This is a genomic window from Clostridium sp. E02 (assembly GCF_003833015.1).
GTDB lineage: Bacteria > Bacillota > Clostridia > Lachnospirales > Lachnospiraceae > Lacrimispora.
The window spans coordinates 1-448 of sequence record NZ_RJLQ01000067.1; the positions used below are offsets into that span (position 1 = coordinate 1).

Here is a 448-nt window from a genome sequence, read left to right on the forward strand (position 1 = left end):
CTTCCAGCGCGGCGGCGGCGGCGGCAGATTCTTCCACCAGCGCGGCGTTCTGTTGAGTTACCCGGTCCATCTCAGCAACCGCTAAGCCAACCTGATCGATACCACGGCTCTGCTCATCAGAAGCAGAAGCTATTTCGCCCATAATGTCCGTCACGCGGGTCACAGCACTGACAATCTCCGCCATTGTTTCCCCGGCGCTTTCGACCAGCGTAGAGCCAACATCCACTTTCCCCACCGAGTCTTCAATCAGGCTTTTAATTTCACGAGCCGCCTGGGCGCTACGCTGGGCCAGATTACGCACTTCTCCCGCAACCACCGCAAAACCGCGCCCTTGCTCACCCGCACGCGCAGCCTCAACCGCCGCGTTCAAAGCCAGAATATTGGTCTGGAAGGCAATGCCGTCAATTACGCTGATAATATCGGCGATTTTCTGCGAACTGGTGGAGAT

General features: G+C 57.6%; 1 protein-coding gene. It reads right to left on the bottom strand.

Translation table 11 applies throughout. From position 1 onward, the window contains the following. Positions 1 to 448 (bottom strand): methyl-accepting chemotaxis protein (locus tag EFT72_RS18960; RefSeq protein ID WP_124068461.1); only part of this gene is annotated, 448 nt, incomplete at both ends.